Genomic DNA, 20635 nt, shown 5'->3' with positions numbered 1-20635 from the left:
GCGTTTTTTTGCCCAATTTCACTCCTTACACGAAACTTTTTCCTCCTTATGACGACTAAATAAGAAACAAAGTAAAGAGGGTGAATGATGATGAAACGAATGGTTATAACAGGGATTGCTTTGGTGGTGTCTCTATTTATCATCCTATACGGTGTCGCAAACTGGGGCGTTTCTGCAGAAGTAAAAGATGAAGGTGAAGTCGTTCCGGTACACAAAGACTGGACGATCGTTTTTTCTAAAGAAATGAACAAAGAAAGCTTCACAGATGAAACGATTCAAGTGATTAATAAGAAGACAGGAGAAAAAGTACCTACCACCTTCGAAATCAGCGGGAACGGGGAATCGTTAAATATCTTTGCACCCAAAGGTGGGTACGAAGTGAATCAGGACTATACCCTAATGATCTCAAAAGGCGTAACCTCTGTTCGAGACGTTGAATTGTCTAAAGACTTCACGTACACTTTCACCACTTCAAAAGGACTACCTACGATCGGTTCTGAAAAAGAATTAAAGGCGATTTTAAAGAAGTTCCAAAATGAACGATCATCTATGCAATTGGAAACTGTTGAAGAAAGCGCGGATGTTAGTGCTTCTTCAGAGGATTCTGCGAGCAGTTCATCTGAGACGAATGTTCAAGTCAATGGTGTCGACGAAGCAGATCTTGTTAAGAATGACGGTGAACACATTTACTATGCCAGAAACGATGACATTGTCATTGCAAAAGGCTCTCCTATTGAGGAAGCCAAAGTCCTCTCCAAAATTGATGATGAAGACTTTATACCAAATCAACTCTTTCTATACAACGATCGACTCGTCGCACTTGGACATCAACAGCAATCATCTCCACGAGATCCAAAAGAGGAAGCATCAACAGCAGAGTCTATGATTATGCCGAACTTTAGAGGTCTTACGGCGGTCCGTGTTTATGATGTTTCGGACCCTGCCTCTCCAGAAAAGGTGAGGGATCTTAACGTTGAGGGATACTATATGACTTCTAGAATGATTGACGGTCAAGTTTATGTCCTATCCAACAATTACACATCCATCCACCATTTAGAGGAAAAGAAACAAAACGATCAAGAAGTCCGCCCACTCTTTAAAGATTCTGTCGTGAGCGACGACTTCCAACCGATCCCTTATGGGAAGATGCATCAGCTTCCAGGGAGTAAAGACTCGTCGTTCCTAACGATTGCAAGCTTTGATGTTACAGACAACGGTACACCCGCGAATGTAAAGACCTACCTCGGTGCTGGCGATAGCGTTTATATGTCTAAAGATAATTTGTACGTAGCCACAAACTCTAGGAGCTTTCGAGTCGAGCCATTTTTTACAACATCTTCATCCCCACAAGACCCTGAACAAAGCACGAGGATTTATCAATTCAACGTAAAAAATGGCGACCTTATCTACAACGGTGAAGCTGATGTACCAGGCCACTTAATCAATCAATTTGCTATGGATGAGCGCGATGACTCCTTCCGCGTCGCTACAACCACTGGACAATTTGGGGGAGATGAGAATCCGTCGTTTAATAACTTGTATACGTTTGATTTATCGATGACTCCAATCGGTAAAGTTGAAGGATTAGCAAAAGGAGAACGAATCTATAGCGTCCGCTTTATGCAAGATCGAGCTTATATGGTTACATTTAAACAAGTGGATCCACTGTTTGTGATTGACCTTAAAGAACCTTCTTCCCCTGAAGTACTCGGAGAACTAAAAATCCCAGGCTTCAGCGATTACCTCCATCCCCTTGGAGACGATCATTTAATCGGTATTGGTCAAAATACTGAAGTTGTTAAATCAAATGGGACAGAACGGGTTGTGACAAAAGGGGTAAAACTTTCGCTATTTGATGTGAGTGACGTCTCAAATCCAACAGAAAAAGATGTAGCGATTATCGGAGGAAAAGGCAGCTACACAGATGTCAGCCACGATCACAAAGCCCTTTACATCCACCCAGAAGAAAACTTATTTGGTCTCCCGGTTCAAGTCTCAGAAGAACATGAACGAAAGGGTCAGGGAGCTTACCTTTATAAAATCACACCAGAAAATGGATTTAAGCTTCAAAAGGCGATTACAAACGAGGAAGATGATCGTGCAGAACGTAGCTGGGAGTCCCATATTACTCGTATGATTTCCATTAACGACACTTTATTTACTCTTTCTCAGGAAGAATTAAAGGGCATTGATTTAAATACCATGGAAGAAGTGAAAACCATCACCTTCCCGAAACAACAAATAAATGAATAAGGATGTTTAAGCTCCGAGTAATCTCGGGGCTTTTTTGTTCCATGAAACTCAAAAAAAAGGGCATTGATTAGAGTAACTATTATCATCCTCTAAATTGTCACAATCTTCGTCAAAACCGTATTTACTTTCATTGCTTCTAGGAATAAAATACGGGTAAGGGTATACAAAGAGAGGATGAGTTCATGATGAATCGTAAAATAGTCATTGTTGGTGGAGTTGCAGGAGGCGCTACAGCTGCAGCGCGCCTGCGTCGTATAGATGAACACAGTCATATCGTAATGTTCGAACGCGGAGCTTACATTTCTTATGCCAATTGCGGGCTCCCTTACTATATCGGCGGTACAATAAAGGATCGAAGCAAATTACTTGTTCAGACAGTAGAAGGCATGACAGCGCGCTTTGGTTTAGACATCCGAACCTTAACAGAAGTTGTCCGTATTAATCGCGAACAGAAGACCGTAACTGTTCGCCACCTACCATCTGGAGATGAATACGAAGAGAGTTATGACACACTTATCCTCTCTCCAGGTTCAAAACCAATCGTCCCTCCAATTCCAGGCCTAGCAGAGTCCACCTATTTCACGTTAAGAAATATACCAGATACGGATAAAATTTATACATTTTTAGAAGATCACCAACCTCAGAATGCCACGATTATCGGTGGTGGTTTTATCGGTTTAGAACTAGCCGAGAATCTTGTTGATCGAGGACTCAATGTCACTCTTGTTGAGAAATCTCCTCAAGTGATGGCCCCTATCGACAGAGAAATGGCAGCCCTTGTCCATAAAGAGTTAAAACGAAAAGGGATAACCCTCTATTTAAATGATGGTGTGAAAGCTTTTGAGGAACAAGGAAAACAAATGATACTTGAAAGTGGTACATCCATTTCTACAGACCTTGTTGTTCTTTCAATCGGTGTTACACCTGAGAATACACTAGCTACACTGGCAGGTCTTGAGACAAATGAGCGAGGCGGTATTATCGTCGATGATCATTTGAAAACAAACGATCCATTCATCTATGCAGTCGGAGATGCCGTTCAAGTAAAAGATTATCAATTTGGGCAACCAACCATGATCCCTCTTGCCTGGCCTGCAAACCGTCAAGGCCGCCTTGTAGCTGACCATATTTACGGGAAAGATGTCCGCTATAACGGAACGCTCGGAACATCGATTGCCAAGATCTTTGACCTTACTGTTGCCGCTACAGGTAAGAATGAAAAACAACTAAAAGCGATGGGACTACCATATGAGGCCATTCACATCCACCCAGGCTCCCATGCCGGCTATTATCCAAATGCGTCACCACTTTCCATGAAGCTATTGTTCCACCCTGTTGAGGGAACCATTTATGGGGCACAAATCATCGGAAAAGAGGGTGCTGATAAACGAATCGATGTGTTGGCTACAGCGATTAAAGGTGGATTAACGGTTATGGACCTACCTGATCTTGAATTAGCCTATGCTCCTCCCTATTCTTCTGCCAAAGATCCCGTTAACCTCCTTGGCTATGTTGCGTCAAACATCGTAGAAGGAGAGGTCAAGGTGGTTCACTGGGATGAAATGGACGAAATTGCGAATGGGGCAGGTATGATTCTAGACGTTCGAACTTCTAAAGAATTTAATAACGGCGCGATTCGTAATGCTGTGAACATCCCTCTTGATGACCTCAGGAACCGCCTAAATGAATTACCAAATGATGAATCCATTACGGTCTATTGCCAGGCGGGATTACGCGGATACGTAGCGACGAAGTTACTTGAACAGCACGGCTTCCGTGTTAAAAATCTAGAAGGTGGCTACAAAACTTATTCTTCCGTTATGAGTGATCTCAAGGAACTGCAAACAGAACAAGCATAAGAAATGTTTCATCTTCACATCCTATAAGTGGAGGTGGATCGCATGAGCAAACGAAAAAACAACAACCGAGGCAAAGCTGGCGGAGCTAACATTAACCCGCAAGGCTATACAGAAGACAAAGCGGACCAACAACCTAAAACAGAACTACAACAAAGAGCCAAAACCAAAAACACAAAAATCTAAACCAAAAGGGACAAACACCCTTCATCACACTAGTGAACTGAAGCGTGCCTGTCCCTCTTTATTGCACTGCAGAACTGAAGCGTGTCTGGCACCCTTCAGTTCTGCAGTGTAGTAAAGGTATTTTTCTGAATATTTATACTTTGTTGAGACCTCTTTTATCTCCTAAAATGTGTGTTACCATATACTGTAACAACACATGAGGAGGAATATGATATGCACCTGGAAGAACTGCTTCAATCGTATGTTAAGGAGTTCAACCAACAGCCTGATTCACCCAATGAATTATTGGATTATTGTCAACGCATGTATGTAAATGGAGAACTGGACTTTCACTCGTATCGTCAATTGTTTCAACACTTACACGAAGAAGGTGCTACATCCTCACACAATGAAATCGAAACGGTCTAACCGATGCCTTTGCATCGGTTTTTTTATTGCCTCCCCCCCCCCTCACCGCGTTTCACCACATACTTCCAACATGATATCTCCTACTGCTTATCATTCATTAAGGAACCTCTGGACATGATAAAAGTAAATGCACACTAGGAGGAATGACGATGTCACAACAACAACAAAATCAACAAGCTCAGCAACAGCCCCCGCAACATCAAAATCATCAGCCAGGTTATGAATATGAAATGCAGCCTCTACCTGAATTTATTGACCCCGAATATAAACCAAGCGAAAAGCTAAAAGGAAAAGTAGCCGTTATTACGGGCGGAGACAGTGGGATAGGCAGATCCGTAGCTGTTCATTATGCGAAAGAAGGCGCAGACGTAGCGATCATCTTTCTAGACGAAAAGCAAGACGCAAATGACACGAAAACCATCATTGAACGTGAAGGCAGACGTTGTCTCTTAATCGGTGGGGATATCGGAAACGAATCCTTTTGCCAAACAGCTATAAATGAAGTTATGCAATCTTACAACCAAATTGATATCCTTGTGAATAACGCTGCCGAACAACACCCTCAGCAAAACTTTGAAGACATCACAGCTGAGCAATTAGAAAAAACGTTCCGTACAAACGTATTTGGTTATTTTCATATGACGAAAGCTGCCCTTCCCCATATGAAAAAAGGAAGTACAATCATTAATACCTCTTCTATTACAGCGTATCAAGGATCAAAAGATCTAGTGGATTACTCAGCAACAAAAGGGGCTATCACAGCTCTTACGCGTTCGTTATCTGAGCAACTCGTTGGAAAAGGAATCCGGGTAAACGGAGTAGCACCAGGCCCAATCTGGACACCTTTAATCCCTGCCTCGTTTGATGCTCAGAAGGTCTCTCAATTCGGATCCAATACCCCTATGAAACGCGCTGGTCAACCAAGAGAAGTCGCACCCGCCTATGTTTATTTAGCAAGCCAAGACGCCTCTTACATCAGCGGCCAAATGATTCACATAAACGGCGGCATAATCATCAATGGATAAAACTTCACCACACTAAAGCGTGCCAGGCACCCTTCTTTGCTCTAAAGTACGAAAGCGTGTCTGGCACGCTTTCTTTCTATGCAGTGTTAAAAGGTATAACCGACTGATGGGTTTGGTTTTGAGTGATGGCGGTTAAAGTCAATAATGGTAACGTTGTAAACTTAGGTTAGAGACATCATAATTTTGTTAAAGCGAGGGATGATTACATGAACCAATACAGTCCATTATTTGAATCAGGGAAGCTAGGAAATGCGGCAACTTCAAACCGATATATCGTTGCTCCCATGACCCGCGTCTCAGCAGAAAGTGATGGTCGCGCCAATGATCGTATGCGTGACTATTATGAGCGCTATGCCAAAGGTGGTTTTGGTGCGATTATATCTGAAGGCATCTATATTGATGAGAAGCATAGCCAAGGATACTTTAATCAACCTGGCTTAGCTACAGATGCCCATGTGGACGCCTGGAAACCGATTGTAGATACATTGCATAACCACGGAACAGCCTTTATTGCTCAGCTCATGCACGCTGGAGCTCAAACTCAAGGCAATGCTTATACAGATGAAACTATTGCTCCTTCAGCAGTCGCTCCAAAAGGAGAACAGCTAGGGTTTTATGGTGGGTCAGGTCCGTTTAAGACTCCTAAAGAGATGACAGACCATGATTTCGCACAAGTTCAAGAAGCATTTGCTCTAACAGCAACCCAGGCAAAAAAAGCCGGTTTCGACGGTGTCGAAATCCATGGTGCTAACGGCTACCTACTTGATGAATTCTTAACCACTTACATGAATCAGCGCACCGATCGTTATGGTGGTCTAGAGGGTGGAATAACATTTATTCAAGAAATCGTAAATGCTGTGCGCGATGCAGTTGGACCAGACTTTATGGTAGGTATCCGCTTATCACAAGGAAAGGTTGCGGACCAAGAATATCGCTGGCCAGACGGTGAAAAAGATGCGAAACACATCTTTTCAACACTAGGTGATCTACCTCTTGATTATATACACGTTACAGATGGAAACGGTACTGCTCCCGGATTCGGTGAAGGGACTCGTTCCATGGCAAAAGCAGCTAGCGAAGAATCGAACCTTCCTGTTATGGCCAACGGTAAGCTAGGTCACCCAGACCAAGCTCTAAAAGCTGTCACAGATGAGAAAGCAGACTTTGTGACCCTTGGAACAGGGGCGCTTGCTAACCCTGACACTCCAAACCTTGTCTCGAGCGGTAAAGACCTACGAGAATTTGATGCCGAAGCCACTTTGTTCCCAGAGGCTTATATTAAAGACCACGAGCTATCTCTAGATATTCAACCAAAAAAGTAATTGATGCATTTTAATGATAGAACAAAACGCTCAGACCTCTAATCTGAGCGTTTTTTCTTGAGTTGCTTTTTGCTCTACTTGAGCCGATTGAGCCGATTCCACTTTTCAAAACCTCTCTCCCATCCACTTCCCAAAGAACACCCTATTTATCTTGAGTCACTTTCCGAAAATCTTGAGCCAGTCCTTATCAAGTTTGAGCCATTCTCTTCGATCTTGAGCCGCTTCCCCTCATCTTGAGCCGTAATTTAGACCACTTGAGTCACTTTTTCTGGATCTTGAGCTGCTCCGTCCGAACTTGAGCTGCTTCTCCCAAACTTGAGCCGCTCCCCCCCGAACTTGAGGCGCTTCCACCACACACTCTCTAAAGCACTAAAGGGTGTCAGGCACCCTGCACCTCACTAAAGCACTAAACCGCACCTGGCACCCTGCACCTCACTAAAGCACAAAAGCCCCCCTCACGAATGAGGGGGCTTTTGCATGTATAGGTAATTAGGGGGTAGCGACTTTTGGTGCTTCGATGGTGCGTGTTTCTTCGTTTAGAACGAGTTGAAGTGGTGTTCCTTCTTCTTGTTCGATGAGTGTTTCATCGTGATTAACCGTGATTTTAAGAAGGTGACCACGGAAGTTAATCTTGAACGAGTAATCCTTCCATGCTTCTGGAATCATTGGGTTAAAGTGAAGGATGCCGTCAACGACACGCATGCCTGCGAAGCCGTGTACGATGGATAACCAGGATCCGGCCATACTCGTAATATGAAGGCCGTCCTCTGTATCGTTGTTGTAGTTATCCAGATCCAGACGAGCTGTGCGCACATACATTTCATACGCTTTATCCTCGTATCCAAGTTCTGCAGCTAAGATTGAGTGCACGCAAGGTGAGAGACTGGACTCATGAACCGTCATAGGTTCATAGAAATTATAGTTGCGTTTCTTCTCTTCTCTAGAGAATTTATGATTTAAGAAGTATAGTCCTTGAAGAACATCCGCCTGCTTAATAAAGCAAGAGCGAAGAATGCGGTCCCAGGACCAATTCTGGTTTAACGGAAGGTGCTTCTCTTCAAGGTCTGCAACGGGCATGATCTCTTTATCTAAGAAGCCATCCTGCTGCAGGAAGACACCTGCCTCCTCATCATATGGATAATACATTTTTGAAATGATATCTTTCCATTGATCGAATTCACTAGAAGATAATCCTAACTGATCCAAAAGTTCATAGTAGCGAGCACCGTGTTGGCGTTCGATAAATAGAGCCACACCAAGTGTATACTCCAGTGTCCACGCTGCAATGCGATTGGTATACCAGTTGTTATTCACGTTGTTCTCATATTCATTCGGCCCTGTCACACCAAGGATCATATAACGACCTTTGCGAGGGTTATAGTTTACGCGGCTCGCCCAGAAACGACTAAGCTCAGCCAGCACTTCAAATCCATAATCAGCCAAATAAGCCGTGTCCCCGGTGTAATTCGTATAGTTCCAAATCGCATGAGCGATGGCTCCGTTACGATGGATCTCTTCAAACGTGATTTCCCACTCATTATGAGACTCTTCTCCGTTCATCGTGACCATCGGATATAGAGCGCCTTCTAAACCAAGCTTACGAGCATTGGCGCGGGCTTGATCTAAATGGTTATACCGATAGATTAAAAGGTTTCTTGCAATAGCCGGATCAGCCGTGCCCAAATAGAATGGTAAGCAGTACGCCTCTGTATCCCAGTAGGTACTTCCGCCATACTTTTCACCTGTAAACCCTTTCGGACCGATATTTAAACGCGGATCGTCACCTGTGTAGGTGTTATACAGTTGGAAGATGTTATAGCGAATGCCTTGCTGTGCTTCCGCGTCGCCACCTACTGTTACATCAGCTTTTTTCCAGCGCTTCTCCCAGGCTCCTTGATGTTCTTGAAGCAATCGGTCGAATCCTTTTTCAAAGGCTTCTGTTACAAACGTTTGAGCTTTATCAGCTAGCTCAGCAGAATCATAGTCTCTGCTTTGAGTAACCGCTACATATTTATAAAACGTAACTGATTCTCCTTCTGTTGCCGCTACATCCATGACATTATCGATGTATTCTTCCTGGTCATCCATCGCCTGAATGGTAACGTCCGCCCCTTCAACCGCTGTTCGCATAGCAGCTGAAACTTCAAATTCCGTCTTACGGGTTTTCATCGTTAACACACCCGCATGTTCTCTGACCTCATGATGAACAGGCTCCCAGAAATCTTCATCATAGTTCGCGTCTTCGTTTCGTACATCCCCGTTTAAGAATGGTTGGAAAGAGATCGTACCACTAAAGTTAATCGGGGTAACTTCATATCGAATCGCTACAAGTTCAGGCTGAGCAATAGAGAAGAAACGTGTAACGTTCACTTGAACATGTTGTCCGTTTCCATTTTCAGCTGTAAAAGAACGGCGTAAAAGGCCATGACGCATATCAAGCTCTCTCTTAAATTCCATTACGTTCCAAGTGTTTAAATCAAGTTCTTCATTCTGAACGACAACCCGAATACCTGTCACATTAGGAGCATTCAATACTTTTGCGAAATACTCAGGATATCCATTCTTCCACCAGCCTACTCGAGTTTTATCAGGATAGTACACGCCTCCGATGTAGGTGCCTTCGTGCGTTTCACCAGTGTACGTTTCTTCAAAATTGCCGCGCATGCCCATGTGGCCATTCCCGATACTCATTAAACTTTCAGCTAAACGATTTTCTTCTGGATGGAGACTTGTTTCAACGACTTTCCATGGATCTACTTCAATAATACGTTTCATATTGGCTCACCTCTGCCCTTCTTAGTATATATGGAACGGTATTTCTTGTAGCGATAGAATCTCTATGAGGTAGAAGCTCCATTAAGATTTACATGTTGGCTTGATTGACGACGAACTAGCTCGTAAGGAACGATAATCCGTTTCGCTGGTTCATCTTGATTGTTCACTTTTTCAATTAAACATTTGGCTGCCTGGTTCCCTAGATTATAGATTTGTATATCTACCGTAGTTAGGGAAGGTCGCGTGATTTCTGAAATATACAGATTGTTAAAGCTAACGATCGATACATCATCAGGTACGCTGATGCCGTTTTCTTCTAGCATCGTAACAACCCCGATACTCATTAAATCATCGACAATGACAAGCCCAGTAGGAGGTTCATCAAGCTTGAATAATTGATGAACCGCTTCACGCCCACCTGACTTCAAAAATTCCTTATGAATTTGATAATCTTCACGAACCGGAAGACCTGCCTTCTCTAAGGCCATTTCATAACCGCGCATCCGATCCTGTGTTACAACTAAATCTGTTTCCCCGCCGATAAATGCAATCCGTTCATGCCCTTGGTTAATAAGTTCATTCGTAATATCAATGGATGCGTTCACATTATCGTTATCCACATGTGTGATTCGGTCAATATGCTCACAAGGTTTCCCAACAAGCACAAACGGGAAATTCTTCTCTAGTAAAAAGTTAATCACATCGTCGTTGACTCTAGAATATAGCAGAATAATACCATCTACACGATTGCCATAAACCATACGTTGTACGCCTTCATAAACTTCTTCTTCCGTTTCGCCAGTCGAGATGTATAACGAATAATCTAATTCATGCGCAACGGCACTAATCCCTCGTAACACTTCCGGAAAGAATGGGTTTTGAAGCGCTTTATCTGCTGATGACTTCATTACAATTCCAAGCGCCTGTGTTGAGCGATTGGCTAAACTTCTCGCGTTCACATTTGGATGATACCCTAAATCTTTCATCGCTCTTCGCACACGCTTCTTTGTATCCAAGCTTATTCTTGGATGATCGGCTATGACTCTCGAAACAGTCGAAGGAGCAACATTTGCTGCTTTTGCTACATCTTTAATTGTAATTCCCATTATTCTCACCTTCTTAACATCGATTCAGGATTAGATCGTAACCTCTACTTTCAAACCCTGCTCGGTCCAAACTCCTGATTGTCTTTCTCCGTTCACCCACACTTGTTGATCGTCTACTAGACCATGTAGGATAAAGGAGCATTTTTTATAGGGTAAAGGCCACTCCATTTCATTATCATTACGATAGGATATGGCTATTTGATGATCTTTACATTGTATGGATAGATTAAGCTTCATCGCTTCACCTGAGTAATAATTCGTCGTCTCTCCATCATCATCGTAAACGCTTGTGTTATAACTCCCTTTTGTATGAGCATAAACATGAAGCTCTAATTCTTTTTGCTCTGTCTTCGTCCTTATTGGACTCTGAGCAATTAGAGTGCCTCTTTTAATAAATAGTGGCAATGTATCTAGCTCTGCATGAACTAAATGAGTTGTGCCACCTTCATAAACCTTGCCACTAAAGTAGTCAATCCATTCTCCTTCAGGAAAATAAACAGCACGGTCTGTAACTTCAGGCTGCATAATCGGTGCAATTAACGTATTATCTCCAATCATAAATTGATCATGTATAGCATACGTTTTCGCATCCCTTGGATATTCTAGCATGAGCGGCCTCATAATGGGGAGACCTTTCGTATGAGCTTCATGGAATAAAGAATAAAGCTGAGGAAGCCACTCATATCGAAGTTCAATATAACGCTTCATGATCGCTTCATATTCTTCCCCGAATTGCCAAGGCTCCTGATACAACGTGCCGATCGCAGAGTGATTACGGAAATAAGGGGTAAATGCTCCTACTTGCGTCCAGCGAGTGAGTAATTCACCATTTGTATCATGCGCGAACCCACCTACATCTGGGCCTGTAAAAGCAACTCCCGATAAGCCCAGATTCATACACATCGGTAGCGACATCTGCAGATGCTCCCAGAAACTTCGATTATCACCCGTCCATACTGACGCATACCGCTGCACGCCTGCAAATCCAGCTCTTGTTAAAAGGAATGGTCGTTTGCCATTTAGGTTTCTTTCCATCCCTTCATAGGTCGCTTTCCCCATTAGAAGACCATATAAATTATGAAGCTGTCTATGCGTTTTAGGATCTCCATCATTTTTGTGAATGACGCTTGTATCCATCGTTTTTGTCTCATTAAATACAGCCGGTTCATTCATATCATTCCAAATGCCTTCTATCCCTAGCTCCGTATAGAACTGATGCCAATTTCCCCACCACTCTTGTGTCCGTTCATCTGTGAAATCAGGGAAAGCACTCGTCCCTGGCCAAACATCTCCAAAGTAAATGTCTCCTTCAAGGTACTTACAGAAGTGATCATTCCTTACGCCCTCTTGATAAGCCGGATATTCCGGATCTTTCTTAACGCCCGGATCCACAATAGGAACAACGCGGATCCCCTCTTCTCTTAGGTCTTGTACCAATTTCTTCGGATTAGGAAATCGATCTTTATCAAATGTGAAAACTCGGTATTCATCCATATAATGAATATCGAGATAGATCACATCAAGAGGAATCCCTTTTTCCTTAAACGTATTCGCTAATGCTCGCACCTCTTCTTCACTCTCATAGCTATAACGGGATTGATGATAGCCAATCGCCCACTTCGGAGGCAGAGGCATTCTTCCTGTAATATGGGTGTATTGTTCGATCACGTCTTTTGGACCCTCACCAGCGAACACATAATAATCGAGTTTCCCGCTATCCCCTTTAAAGGAGTAAACCTCTTGTTCTGTTTTCATATCAAACGTTGTCTTAGACGGGTTATCAAAATAAATCCCATAAGCGCGCCCGTTTCGTAATGCCATAAAGTAAGGAATGGACTGATACAAGGGGTCTGTTTCTGGATTATGAGGGGCATACACATCTGTATTCCACATGGTGTAAGTCTCTCCGCGCTTATCCAAGAACCCAGATTTCTCACCAAACCCATAAAAGCGATCCTCTGGCTCCATTTTCTTGTAGCAAATCACTTCACCGTTTTCCTTAAACCCGATCCCCCTGTCTCCTTCAGACACAATAACTTGCCCATCAGGTGTTAATACAGACAAACGGAACGGCTGTTTAGAGACGGAAACTACAAGGCGATTGGTTGTTAAAAGAACCCTACTATCCGTTTCCTCAATACCAACGTTCACTGATTCAAGAGCAGCCACAACCGCGGGGGTTGATTCTAAATCAGGAATGTCCCTCTGGTTCATAACCACCCGAACGATATCCGAACGATAGAACTGAAGGTGAATGTCCGCTTCATCGCAAATGAACGTCAGGCCTCCATCCCTTTTCTGAATGGATTTCACTGTTCCGACATCACGGTACGAACCATTCTCCATTGCCTGATTCTGACCAGGATGTATCGCAAAACTTGTATCTTCAAGCACTCCATTCCCTCCTTTGCACCATTACTTTGGTTTAAGATTTCTTATTCTTACGGCTTACAAGAATAACGAAAGCAACGAAGCTTCCCATGACTAGAGCTAATACGCCAAAGAAAATCCAGTTCAAGCCAGTATCTTCTTCAACGATATACACATCAGCTGTTTCGCGGTCGAGTCCAATTTCGTATTCGCCCTCTCCATTGTCTCGAACAATTGAATCATGAATGAGCCCTCTAAGCTGCTCTCCTTCAACTACTTCACCTAGTACAGCCGACTTTGTTTCTTTACTATTGTTAATTGCAATATAGGCGACTTCATCCTTATAGGTTCGCTTAAACACCCCAAATGGACCATCATCAATGACTTGCTCAAAGCTTCCCTGAGTAAGCACAGGGAATTTCTTACGAATCGCTGCGAGTTGCTCAATGTGTTGCTTAAGCTCTTCGTCACCTGCTTTAAAATTCATAATCCGGCGGTTATCGGGATCTTCGCCGCCATCAAGCGGAACTTCAGATCCATAATACACAATAGGCATACCTGGAGCTGTATACATATACGTTAAAGCTAATTTCCAGCGTGTAATCGGGTTTTGCTTCGCTTCATTCGCAAGCCTTGTAAAACGTTTATTATCGTGATTATCTAAAAACGTTCCAAGCGAATGAGGATCATCGTAGAAGGCTTCATTACGCTGCCACACTTTCCTAAGTTCAGCTACAGATTGTCCTGGTTGTTTAAAGACTTGAGTAGCGGTTTCAAAGAAAGGATAATCAACAAACGAATCAATACCTACTTCTTCATATCCTGCAATGTATCTTGGGTCTTCGCTCCACACTTCCCCCATCAAGAAGAAATCTGGGTCAATGCTTTTGACGTGATTGCTAAATTCACTCCAAAACTCTTTCGGTACATGCTTGACTGTATCTAGCCGAAAGCCATCTACACCGGTTTCGGTCATCCAATATTCCGCTGCATCAAATAAGTATTCTTTTACTTGTGGGTTTTCTGTGTTTAAATCAGGAAGCCCAGCAAGCCAACCTTTCTCTAGCTGTTCCTTTGAATTGCCAACCATACGCGACTCTTCATGGAACCAATCTTCCTTAGAAGGATCCGTTAACCATTCATGTTGGTATCCTGTATGATTCACAACGAAATCAAAGACGACTTTCATGTCACGTTTGTGCGCTTCATCTACAAGTCGCTTTGCATCTTCCATCGTTCCGAAGTGTTCTTCAACTTCTTTAAAATCACTAATCCAATACCCGTGGTACCCTTTTGGTTCGTTCTCCATAATTGGTGTAATCCAGATTGAGGTAAACCCCATGTCTTTAATGTAATCAAGCTTTTCAATAATCCCCTCAAGATCACCACCGTGATACGCTTTAGGGTCTTCTGGATTTACATTGTAATCGTTTGAAGCGTCCCCATTGTTAAATCGGTCTACCATAATAAAATACATTAACTCATCTTGCCAGCTTCCTTCTTCTTTTTCCGCAGCTTCGGCTCCGAAGGCGTAAAAAAGAAGAAACGGAATCATGACGAGCGTAGTCAACACGCGCTTTTTCATTTTCCGCTCCTCCTTTAAATAATCGTATTCTCCTAAACTCTAGAATACATGAAATAGTAGCCTTCTGCCATTACCCTTTTGTTGCTCCAGATGTTAATCCGGAGATGAGGTAACGCTGTAAGAATAAGAATACAAGCGCAATTGGGATGGCAATTAAGATTGAACCAGCCGCAAATCGAGTAAAGTTATTGGCAAACTGGTTGTTGATAAAGTTAAATAATCCAAGAGCTAGCGTAAAGTTCTCAGGACTTGAAAGAACGATACGTGGTAAGAGGAAGTCTGTAAATGGTGCCATGAAGTTAAACAAGGCAACCACTGCTAAAATCGGCTTCGCAAGTGGAAGCATGATTTTAAAGAACACTTGGAAGTGGCCAGCGCCATCCATGCGTGCTGCTTCATCTAATTCACGAGGAATCGTGTCAAAGTAGCCTTTAACTAGCCATGCGTTAAATGGAATTTGTCCACCTACGTAGATCAAGATTAAGCCCCATAGGTTATCTAATAAGCCAATTAGGTTTAAAAGAATGTAAAGGGCAACCATCCCCATTAATGCTGGGAACATTTGAAGAAGCAGAAATGCGTATAAGCCATTTTTTCGTCCAACGAACTTGTAACGAGAGAATGCATACGCTACAAAAGATGTGATAATAACCGATGCTACAGAGTTTACTACGGCTACAAACACACTATTTTTATACCAAATCAAGTAATCACTGCTTGGATCGGTGAACAACCATTTGTAATGTTCAAATGTAATATTCTCAGGAATCATGGAGGATGAGAACATGTTTGTACCTGGATTTAGGGAAATTCCGATTGTCCATAATAGTGGATAGGCGATTATGATGAACATGAACAAAATAAATGCGTATATGAATCCCATCTCAATGCGAGATTTTGTCTTTTTATTCATTACATCTCACCTTCCTCTTTATAGGCTGCTGTTTTTCTGAACTGATAGAATGCAAAGATGGAAACAACAAGTCCCATAATAATTGTAATGGCCGCTGCCATGTTGTAGTTGTTCGTGTCGAACGTTAATTTGTAAACCCATGAAATTAGAATGTCGGTACCACCTGCGTTTTGACCACGAACAGCTGGGCCGCCTTCGTTAAATAGATAGATAATGTTAAAGTTATTAAAGTTCTGCGCGTATTGCATAATAAGTAGTGGTGCGGTCGCAAACATAATGTGTGGGAATGTGATGAAACGGAACTTCTGTAAGCGCGTTCCTCCATCAACATCAGCCGCTTCGTACATATCTCTTGGAATACTTTGCAGAACCCCCGTGAATAAGGCGAATACAAACGGGAATCCAAGCCACGTTTGAATCATAATAAGAGCAACTTTCGTCCAAGTTGGATCTGTTAACCATGGAATCATCATGCCGAACTGACTTAGGATGTCTTTGTTAATTGCACCGAACGTATCGTTAAACATCGCAGAGAAGATTAAGATTGTTACGAATGCTGGTACTGCCCAAGGTAAGATTAGGACCGTACGAATCGTTCTCTTAAACTTTACTCGCTCATCGTTTACAAGAAGTGCTAAGAATAGCCCAAGTGCAATCTGTAATGTCGTCGCAACGACTGTCCATACAAGTGTCCAGCTCAATACGTTTAAGAAGGATTTCTTCCAAATCGAGAGCGTTACGAGATCAACGAAGTTCTGGAATCCTACCCAACTAAGTAAATTTCTTGGCGGTGAATTGTATAAATTGTAGTCGGTAAAAGCTAATGAAATCATAAAAGCAAGTGGTAAAACAACAATAAATACAAGCATAACCAAACCAGGTCCAACCATCATGTATGGGAAACCTGCATCATAGGCATCTTTAACTTGTTTACGAACAGATGGAACTGACTCTCCTTGAGCTAACAGGCGTGCATCGCGTTTTGCATCAATGACGTTGTACACATAAAGTGTCGCCGCAAATGCAATTACGATTAAACTAACGAGCCCTTCTATTAATAAGATAATAGAGTGGTCTTCACCTTTAACCTCACCTAGCGTGATGAACCCCCAAACACCGTGAATAATAAAATTCAACATTGTGATCAGGAAAGCTGATTCAATAATAAGGAAGATGATTCCCTTTAGTAGTCTCTTATTATAGATTTGCCCTAAACCCGCAAATACAAGTGAGAGGATTGTAGCCAGTTTGACGTTGTGATACTTTTGCTTCACATCTTTAGTAGCTGGTGATGTTTGTGGCATACTCGTTTCCCCCTTTATTGCTTCATGGTCCCCTTATAACTGGAGATAAATGGCTTATTGCTGTGCAAGCGTTTGCTCAAATTTTGAATAATAAGTGGATAGGAGCCCCCTCCTATCCACCCATACTATTACTGACCGCTCGCTGCGATCTGGTCTTTAATAATTTGTACTGTTTCTTCCATAACATCTTTAGGATTGTCGCCTTGTGCTAGGAATTGAAGAGCGTTACCTGCAGGCTCCCAAACTTGTTGCATAGCTGGTACAGATGGCATTGGCTCACCATAGTTTGTTTGCTCAGCGAATGCAGCTGTGATTGGGTCCTCTACGATTGCAGAATCTTCAAGTAAAGCTGTACGTGGAGGAATTTCTCCTGCCATTTCATAGTAAGTCATTGCATTTTCTTCGTTTGTCATAAATGTCATAAGGTCTGTTGCCCACTCTTTGTTTTCAGAGAAAGAAGAAAGCATCCACGCTTTAACTCCTACGAATGATTGCATGTGCTCTCCATCAACTTTTGGAAGTGGAGCTGCGCCTAAGTCATCGCCAAGAGCTTCTTCATAACCAGGACGTGCCCAAGGACCTGTCATAACAACAGCTGCTTTCCCGTCGTTAAACAAACCGTTCATGATATCAGGGCTAACTTCTTTAGGAATATAACCTTCTGTGAAGAATGTTTGAATGTTTTCAGCGCCTTTAACAGCACCTTCATTTGCTAAACCAAGATCACTTGTATCATACGTACCATCTTCTTTACCAAACACATATCCACCAGGACCTGCGAAGAATGGATACGCAAAGTAGAAGTTGTTTAACTCACCTAAGAAACCATAACTTCCACCACTAGTTTGCTCTTTTGCAATAGCCATAAGCTCGTCCATTGTTTCAGGAGCTTTGTCCACTAGGGATTTATTGTAGAAAAGACCATATGTTTCGATTACGGCCGGTGCACCCCAAATGTCGCCATCATATGTCATAGCACTAATTGCAGTATCCGTGTAACCGTCTTTCGCATCGCCAAGATCAACTGGCTCAGCAAGGCCACGTACAACTAGATTCCCTAAGCGGTCATGAGGTTGGAAGAATAAATCCGGACCGTTACCAGTAGGACCATCTAAATCCAGCTTCTCTACTTGGTCTGTCATATTAATACGAGTCATTTCAATGTTAATACCTGTTTCTTCTGTGTATTTATCTGTAATTGTCTTAATAGCTTCAACCTGTTTGTCATCATCATTAACCCAAAGCGTCAGTGTGTCAGGCTTGCCAGATTCTCCATCAGATGACTCCTCGCCATCACCGGATCCTCCCTCAGCTGTTTCGTCTGTTGAACCCCCGCTTTCAGAACTGTTGTCACCGCTACATGCAGCAAGAACTCCAACGGCTAGTATCATAGTAAGTAAAAGCATCAGAAACTTTTTCATAACAATTGACCTCCCCTTATGATCTAATTGCAACCGTTTGCATTAATTTCAAAAAAATATAGATTCTAAGTTTAATTGATTATTTATGTAAGCGGTTGCACTTGTCTTACCTTTATTATACATATAATTTTAAAAGACACAAACATTTTTTTAATTTTTTCATAATTTTTGTGTCAAACCTATGAACTACAGCCCTTCCCAATATTTACACTCTTATAAAACATTCTGGTCCCACCTTACTTTCTAATTGACAACTTTATCCGAGTAAAATAGCCTTTAAGTATCACAGCTTTATGCAAGCGCTTGCTTATAGCGAGCAAATCACTGGAGAGGGGTGGCTTTATGCTGCTGGAAGCAATTTACCATCGTCCAAAAAACAACTTCGCATACGCTTATACAAAAGAAGAACTTCATCTTTACGTCCGCACGAAAAAAGGAGACGCGAAAGAAGTCCAATTGATTCATGGAGATCCTTATCACTTTGAAAAGAAGAGTGGGTGGCAATATGAAAAAGCTCCTATGCGTTTATCAGGAACAGATGCGCTTTATGATTACTGGTTTACATCCTTAAAACCTCCGTTCCGTCGTCTTCGTTATGGATTTGAGCTTACAGATGGAAACGAAACGATTATTTATGGAGAAAAGGGCTTTCGTGATGAACCCACTTCAGAAGATATGGGTTTCTATTTTGCTTTCCCATTCCTAAATGGCATCGATGTTTTCAGTCCACCTGAATGGGTGAAAGATACAGTCTGGTACCAAATCTTCCCTGAACGATTCGGGAATGGTGATGCATCCCTTAATCCTAAAGGCACTGTTCCATGGCGGAGTGAAGAACCGAAAGTTGATAATTTCTTCGGCGGGGATTTCGAAGGGATTATTGAACACCTCGATTATTTAGTCGAATTAGGAATCACAGGCATTTACATGACGCCCATTTTCAAAGCCTACTCCAATCATAAATACGATACGATTGATTACTATGAAATCGACCCTCAGTTTGGAGATAAAGATACGTTTAAGAGATTAGTAGATACATGCCACGAAAAAGGAATTCGAGTGATGCTTGATGCCGTTTTCAACCATAGTGGCTACTACTTCCCTGCTTTTCAAGATGTCTTAGAGAATGGTGAAAACTCAATCTATCAAGACTGGTTTCATACGCGTGAGTTCCCTCTTCAAGAAAAGCCTTATCCGAATTATGATACGTTTGCATTCGAGAAGTCTATGCCTAAGTTAAATACGGAGAATCCAGAGGTAAAAGATTACCTTCTCGGTGTAGCTCGCTACTGGGTAGAAGAATTCAACATTGATGGATGGCGCTTAGATGTTGCCAATGAGGTGGATCATCAGTTCTGGCGTGAATTCCGTTCAGTCGTCAAAGCAGCTAAAGAAGATACGTACATTTTAGGCGAAATCTGGCACGATTCCATGCCCTGGCTGCTAGGAGATCAATTTGATGCTGTTATGAATTATCCATTCACAGAAGCATCCTTAAATTACTTTGCACGAGGCAAAATGAACGCACGTGAATTCTCTGACGAATTAACGAAAGTGCTCCATATGTACCCAGACAACGTAAACGAAGTTCAGTTTAACTTGCTTGGAAGTCATGACACACCGCGGATTTTAACAGAGAGTAAAGAAGATAAGGAAAAAGTAAAGCAACTCTTCCTTTTCCAGCTCTCCTTCATTGGCACTCCTTGTATTTACTATGGAGATGAAATTGCGATGACAGGTGAGCATGATCCAGGCTGTCGTAAATGTATGATTTGGGATGAAGAAGACCAGGACCGCGAGATGTTTTCCTTTGTTCAAAAGCTGATCCAATTACGCAAAGACATTCCGGCTTTTGGTAATCATGGAGAGTTCCGCGTACTGCATGCAGACCCGGATGAGAATACACTTATTTATAAAAAATCAGACGCGACAACCACGCTTTTATTTATTTTGAACCCGACAGAGTCATCTCAGTCCATTCCGCTTCCACAAGCGTATCAAGGACAAAAAGGTACTGACTTATGGAGCGGAGAAACACTAGACCCTTCTGCTTCTTGTACTCTAGAACCTTACCAGTTTCAGATCATTCAATACTAAGTTAGACAAAGAGG

At 42.4% G+C, this 20635-nt stretch carries 14 protein-coding genes; 7 read left to right on the top strand and 7 right to left on the bottom strand.

From position 1 onward, the window contains the following. Positions 1-87 precede the first annotated feature (87 nt). The 6 genes from IEW76_RS13325 (at position 88) to IEW76_RS13300 (ending at position 7050) form a co-directional block, all read left to right on the top strand. On the top strand, positions 88-2253 hold the full coding sequence (locus IEW76_RS13325; protein ID WP_188654614.1) for a beta-propeller domain-containing protein: 2166 nt from the start codon (positions 88-90) through the stop codon (positions 2251-2253). A 185-nt stretch (positions 2254-2438) separates the two neighbouring features. Further along, positions 2439-4112 (top strand): CoA-disulfide reductase, encoded by a 1674-nt coding sequence (locus IEW76_RS13320; RefSeq protein ID WP_188654770.1) that lies wholly within the window; start codon positions 2439-2441, stop codon positions 4110-4112. A 42-nt stretch (positions 4113-4154) separates the two neighbouring features. Beyond that, a complete protein-coding gene (locus IEW76_RS13315) occupies positions 4155-4295 on the top strand; it encodes a small, acid-soluble spore protein L (RefSeq protein WP_156969179.1) in 141 nt (46 codons plus the stop codon). 213 nt (positions 4296-4508) lie between these two features. Continuing rightward, positions 4509-4703, top strand: coding sequence for a YppF family protein (gene yppF, locus IEW76_RS13310; RefSeq protein WP_036784979.1), 195 nt, complete (start codon positions 4509-4511; stop codon positions 4701-4703). Positions 4704-4852: 149 nt separating this feature from the next. After that, positions 4853-5728 (top strand): SDR family oxidoreductase, encoded by an 876-nt coding sequence (locus IEW76_RS13305; protein WP_188654612.1) that lies wholly within the window; start codon positions 4853-4855, stop codon positions 5726-5728. 206 nt (positions 5729-5934) lie between these two features. Continuing rightward, positions 5935-7050, top strand: coding sequence for an oxidoreductase (locus tag IEW76_RS13300; RefSeq protein WP_188654610.1), 1116 nt, complete (start codon positions 5935-5937; stop codon positions 7048-7050). 489 nt (positions 7051-7539) lie between these two features. On the opposite strand, the gene IEW76_RS13295 is transcribed toward IEW76_RS13300, so the two are convergent. The 7 genes from IEW76_RS13295 to IEW76_RS13265 form a co-directional block, all read right to left on the bottom strand. Further along, positions 7540-9825, bottom strand: a complete 2286-nt coding sequence (locus IEW76_RS13295; protein ID WP_188654608.1) for a glycoside hydrolase family 65 protein — start codon at positions 9823-9825, stop codon at positions 7540-7542. A 62-nt stretch (positions 9826-9887) separates the two neighbouring features. Next, on the bottom strand, positions 9888-10931 hold the full coding sequence (locus IEW76_RS13290) for a LacI family DNA-binding transcriptional regulator (protein ID WP_188654606.1): 1044 nt from the start codon (positions 10929-10931) through the stop codon (positions 9888-9890). A 30-nt stretch (positions 10932-10961) separates the two neighbouring features. Next, positions 10962-13325, bottom strand: a complete 2364-nt coding sequence (locus IEW76_RS13285; RefSeq protein WP_229721235.1) for a glycoside hydrolase family 31 protein — start codon at positions 13323-13325, stop codon at positions 10962-10964. Positions 13326-13356: 31 nt separating this feature from the next. Beyond that, complete coding sequence (locus IEW76_RS13280) at positions 13357-14886, bottom strand: alpha-amylase family glycosyl hydrolase (protein ID WP_188654604.1); 1530 nt, start codon at positions 14884-14886, stop codon at positions 13357-13359. A gap of 70 nt (positions 14887-14956) precedes the next feature. Beyond that, complete coding sequence (locus IEW76_RS13275) at positions 14957-15799, bottom strand: sugar ABC transporter permease (RefSeq protein WP_036784994.1); 843 nt, start codon at positions 15797-15799, stop codon at positions 14957-14959. Next, the gene (locus tag IEW76_RS13270; protein WP_188654602.1) at positions 15799-17103 is read right to left on the bottom strand and encodes a sugar ABC transporter permease; all 1305 of its coding nucleotides are present in this window, start codon (positions 17101-17103) and stop codon (positions 15799-15801) included. The genes IEW76_RS13275 and IEW76_RS13270 overlap by 1 nt, the downstream gene beginning before the upstream one ends. A 128-nt stretch (positions 17104-17231) precedes the next feature. Further along, entirely contained in the window at positions 17232-18524 is a 1293-nt protein-coding gene (locus IEW76_RS13265; RefSeq protein ID WP_188654600.1) for a sugar ABC transporter substrate-binding protein, read from the bottom strand. 342 nt (positions 18525-18866) lie between these two features. On the opposite strand from IEW76_RS13265, the gene IEW76_RS13260 reads away from it, so the two are divergent. Then, a complete protein-coding gene (locus tag IEW76_RS13260) occupies positions 18867-20621 on the top strand; it encodes a glycoside hydrolase family 13 protein (RefSeq protein ID WP_188654598.1) in 1755 nt (584 codons plus the stop codon). The last annotated feature ends 14 nt before the right edge of the window (positions 20622-20635 follow it).

It is taken from the genome of Pontibacillus salipaludis (assembly GCF_014642405.1).
Classification (GTDB): domain Bacteria; phylum Bacillota; class Bacilli; order Bacillales; family BH030062; genus Pontibacillus; species Pontibacillus salipaludis.
This window is presented reverse-complemented; position numbering and strand designations above follow the sequence as displayed.